The sequence below is a fragment of the Mesorhizobium sp. P5_C1 genome (assembly GCF_054049815.1).
The window spans coordinates 1-1,561 of record NZ_JBFULQ010000875.1 but is presented as its reverse complement, the minus strand read 5'-3'; the positions used below and the strand labels follow the sequence as shown (position 1 = coordinate 1,561).

The following is a 1,561-nucleotide window of genomic DNA, read 5'->3' as shown; positions in this document are numbered from 1 at the left end:
GCATTATCCACGCCCGCTGCGCGGCCGGTGCCGGACACAAGCTCGACGCCGACCGTGGAGCCGCTTACCGTCGCGCTATCTTGCACCGTAACCGTAGTAGCCGAACCAGTGGCGGCGGAGTCGTTGCGTGCGTAAATGCCCGAGCCACCTTTTCCCGTCACCGTGCCATTGGCGGTAATCGAAAGCGCACCAGTGCCACTTTGTCGGGCGTCGATCCCGACTGCCCCACCGCTCACGTCCACCACTTCGATCGTAAGGTTGGTGGCACCGCCGTATGTGACGGCATAGATGCCATCATCAGTCGTCCCCGTCACAGTGCCGGTGGTGGTAATTTCGAGCGCGCCGCTGCTACCGTGATGAATTGCGAGGATGCCGTATGCCCCGCCGCTTACGTCCGCGGCCTCGATCGACAGGCCCGTAGCGTTGTCGTATGCCAACGCAAAGATGCCCCCAGCATCAATCCCCCCGTCACCGGACCGCTAGCGGTAATGGTGAGCGCGCCACTGCCGTGGTGTTCGGCGAAGATRCCAATGACGCCGCTCACATCGGCAACGTTGATCGTCAGGCCGGTAGAGTTGACCCCCGTAAGGGCAAAAATGCCACTCGCATACGTCCCCGTCACCGTGCCGGCGGCGGTAATCGAAAGCACGCCGGTGCCCTCCTGGTCKGCGCCGATGCCCAGACCACCGCTCACGCCGCCCGACGTGATGATCGTGAGATCGCTGCCGTAGTTTTGGGCGTAGATGCCTCCAGTCAATGCGCCGGTACCCCCTGTCACGGTACCGGTGGCAGTAATGGAGAGGGCGCCGGTGCCGTGGTGTTCGGCGGMGATGCCATAGRYCCCGCCGCTCACGTTTGYCGTCTCAATTGTCAAATCGGTGCTGGAAATAACGTCGGAGAAGGTACGRGCATAAATCCCATCTCCCGCCGTTCCCGTTACTGTACCGGTTGCGGTGATCGACAGTGCGCCTGTGCCGTAGTGTTCTGCGTGTATGCCGGATGTCCCGCCGGAMACATTTACCGCCTCAATCGTCAGRTCGGTGCCACCGGAGTTGTTGGCGTAAATGCCGTTATTGATCGTCCCCGTCACTGCAYCGGTWGYGGTAAYCGATAGTGCWCCGCTCCCGTCGTTGCGGGAGTAGATGCCGGACGTTCCAGTCACTGTACCTGAGGTCGTGATTGTTAGATTTGTGCCAGCGTGATTGCGAGCGAAAATGGCGGGAACGGCCGAGGCTGCCGCCGTCCCCGTCACGGTAATCAACAATTCGCCGCTTCCGTAATTCTCGGCATGGATCTGACCTGTCGCATTCGCCGCTACGATCGACAGATCAGTGCCAAAGTTCGCGGCGCCGATGCTGCTCAAGTCGCTCGTACTCGCCACCGTCCCGCTGGCGGTAATCGATAGCGCTCCCGTTCCCTGGTTAATGGCGTTGATGCCATTTCCCWCACCGCTTGCGTCCGCCGCCCGGATCGTCAGGTCGGTGGTTCCGATGTAGTTGTGGGCGTAGATGCCTATTCCGCCAAATCCGGGACTCGACAGGTTGTTTCCTGTGACGGTCCC

Annotated in this window: 2 pseudogenes; both read right to left on the bottom strand. The window is 61.3% G+C overall.

The features are described 5' to 3' along the window. A pseudogene (locus ACXJ7R_RS32165) lies at nucleotides 1-437 on the bottom strand (hypothetical protein); the annotation flags it as partial. Continuing rightward, nucleotides 389-1,561, bottom strand: a pseudogene (locus ACXJ7R_RS32160) (hypothetical protein); the annotation flags it as partial. The pseudogenes ACXJ7R_RS32160 and ACXJ7R_RS32165, both read right to left, overlap by 49 nt.